The organism is Erwinia sp. 198 (assembly GCF_003937915.1).
GTDB lineage: Bacteria > Pseudomonadota > Gammaproteobacteria > Enterobacterales > Enterobacteriaceae > Erwinia > Erwinia aeris.
In genome coordinates this window covers 1-3,064 of record NZ_RHUM01000027.1, presented here as the reverse complement: position 1 = coordinate 3,064, position 3,064 = coordinate 1, and the positions used below count along the sequence as shown (strand labels likewise).

2 protein-coding genes are annotated in these 3,064 nt (G+C 51.3%); both read left to right on the top strand.

Going from position 1 to position 3,064, the window contains the following annotated elements; genetic code table 11:
• Positions 1 to 317 precede the first annotated feature (317 nt).
• A complete protein-coding gene (phoA, locus tag EGK14_RS21030; RefSeq protein ID WP_125291002.1) occupies positions 318 to 1,721 on the top strand; it encodes an alkaline phosphatase in 1,404 nt (467 codons plus the stop codon).
• A gap of 166 nt (positions 1,722 to 1,887) precedes the next feature.
• Positions 1,888 to 2,784, top strand: a complete 897-nt coding sequence (locus tag EGK14_RS21025) for an ATP-grasp fold amidoligase family protein (RefSeq protein ID WP_125291001.1) — start codon at positions 1,888 to 1,890, stop codon at positions 2,782 to 2,784.
• Positions 2,785 to 3,064: the final 280 nt, after the last annotated feature.

Sequence of the window (3,064 nt, the reverse complement as noted above, 5' to 3'; positions counted from 1 at the left end):
TCGAACCCTTGATACGTTGCCGTATACACACTTTCCAGGCGTGCTCCTTCAGCCACTCGGACACCTCACCATATTGTAAACTTCATCCCCCTCTCGGGCGACGGGGCGCTACTATAGGGAGTCCGGGCCGAACGGTCAAGGGAATTTTCTCTTTTTATTCTGGCAGGTTAAGCGGTAAGCAGGTCGCGCTCGCTGTCGACTGAGAAACGCACAGGCGCAGTCATCAAGTTGCCATGCAGCCGACACAAAAGCGTCACTATTGTGTAGCAAACTAAACGCCTGAAATTTTTAGAAACGTTTTCTCATGGAGCCGTCTGATGAAAAAAAGCCTGTTTACGCTTTCCTTTACCGCCACGCTGTTATCCATCACGCTTTGCGCCCAGGCCGCCGATTATCAGCGTGCCGCACAGGGAGACATTACACAGCCCGGCGGCGCTCGCCGTTTAAGCGAGGATCAGACCGAATTGCTGAAAGCTTCGCTGAGCAGCAAAACAGCTAAAAACGTTATCCTGCTGATCGGTGACGGTATGGGTGACTCCGAAATTACCGCCGCGCGTAACTATGCTGAAGGCGCAGGCGGCTTTTTCAAAGGCATCGATGCGCTGCCGCTCACCGGTCAGTATACGCATTACTCGCTGGACAAAAAAACGCATAAGCCCGATTACGTTACGGATTCCGCCGCTTCGGCAACGGCATGGAGCACCGGCGTAAAATCCTATAACGGGGCGATCGGCGTGGATGTAAACGGTAAAGATCATCAGACAATTATGGAAAGGGCGAAGGCGGCAGGTAAAGCGACCGGCAACGTCTCTACCGCAGAGCTGGAAGACGCTACGCCCGCCGCGCAGATGGCGCATGTGACCTCACGTAAATGCTATGGCCCGGAGAAAACCAGCGAGCTGTGCGCAGGCAACGCGCTGGAAAAGGGCGGTAAAGGATCCATTGCCGAACAGTTGTTGAACGCCCGTGTTGACGTCACTTTCGGCGGCGGCGGCAAAACCTTTGCTGAAAGCGCTAAGGCAGGCGAGTGGCAGGGCAAGACGCTGAGCGAGCAGGCGAAGCTGCGCGGCTACCAGCTGGTTGATAACCTGGACGGCATGAACGCTATTACCGAAGCCACGCAGGATAAACCCGTGCTGGGCCTGTTCGCGGATGGCAATATGCCTGTGCGCTGGAAAGGGCCGAAAGCGACCCTGCACGGTAACCTGGAAGGCAACCCCATCAGCTGCGAGGTAAACACCGATCGTCCTGCCTCCACGCCAACGCTGGCGCAGATGACCGATAAGGCTATCCAGCTGCTGAGCAAAAATCACAACGGTTTCTTCTTACAGGTGGAAGGTGCGTCGATCGATAAGCAGGATCATGCAGCAAACCCCTGCGGCCAGATTGGCGAAACGGTAGATCTGGATGAGGCAGTACAAAAAGCGCTGGAGTTTGCCCGTAAAGACGGCAATACGCTGGTCATTGTCACGGCGGACCATGCGCATTCCAGCCAGATTATCCCTAATGACAGTAAGGCTCCCGGCCTGACGCAAAAACTGGCGACTAAAGAGGGCGGCCTGATGACTATCAGCTATGGTAATTCGGAAGAGGACTCGCAGGAGCATACCGGCACGCAGCTGCGCATTGCCGCTTATGGGCCTCACGCCGCTAACGTTGTCGGGCTGACCGATCAGACCGATTTGTTTTATACGATGAAGGCCGCGATGGGAATTAAGTAGTCTTTATAAAAACTGATTTTTTATATAAAAGCACTGTTACTGAAAAGTAACGGTGCTTTTTTATTTCCCTCGTTTACCTCGGGTTTATTTCTTCCTGGCATAATAATGACCAGGATGGCTCCGTTATTCCTGTACCAGAACAGGTTGTTAATAAGGGGGCGGAGAAGTGTATTTATTTAAAAAGATTGAGCATCAGGGTAAGATTTTTCGTCACCTGTTACAGAAAGAAGAAAAATATTTGTTAACGGCCTATCGCAAAAGGCACTGTGGCGCAGATATTTTCCGCCATCCTGAGTCATTAAATGAAAAAATTATTCATCGAATGCTCTACACCAGGAACGATATTTATACCCAACTGGCTGATAAATACCGGGTCCGTGACTACGTTGCAAAGAAAATTGGCGAAAACTATTTGATCCCGTTGCTGGGCGTGTGGCGGTGTACGGCGGACATTGACTATGCTGCATTACCCGATAAATTCGTACTTAAATGCAACCACGACAGCGGCAGCTGCCAGATGGTGTTTGCCAAAGATGCGGCAGCAGTAGCGCGCTGTAATAAAAAGCTCGACTTCTTTCTCAATCGTAATTTCTATTACGTATCGTTGGAATGGCAGTACAAAAATATCCCACCCCTTATTCTGGCAGAGCAGTATATAGATATTTTTGCGAGCGCCGACCCGGATATTACGCCGGAGCTTTACCGCGTTCATTGCTTTCATCAAAAAGCGAGATTTACGGAAGCTGATTTCACCGATGCCTCGGGAAATAAGCTGACCAATATTTATGATGAAGGCTGGCGCCTGCAGCCGTTTACTATGGGGCAGAGCAATAACCCGCGTGCTATTCCCCGGCCCGCTGGCTATGCTCGTCTGCTTGAACTGGCTGAAATGCTCTCTGAAGGCATTGATTACTGCCGGGTGGACTTCTTTATGAATAAGGAAAATATTTGGTTCAGTGAAATAACCTTTACGCCGGAAAGAGGGAAAATAAAATTCTCTCCCAGGGTATGGGATTACCGGCTTGGCGAGCTGTGGCAGCTGCCGTCAGACATCAATAACTAAGTTGGGCATAAAAAAAGCCCGAGCGTGAGTTCAGGCTCTTTCTTTGAATATGGCGGTGAGGAAGGGATAACATGAAGCCCGCCGGGCCTCACCCTGACGGGCGGCAGTTTGCCGTGCAAAACCGTTCGCTGACGGAACGGTTTTGTCGAACCCGGTCAAGGGTTTTCACCCTTCCTCGTGGGGAACATGCATAAAAAAAGCCTGAACGTGAGTTCAGGCTCTTTCTTTGAATATGGCGGTGAGGAAGGGATAACATGAAGCCCGCCGGGCCTCACCCTGA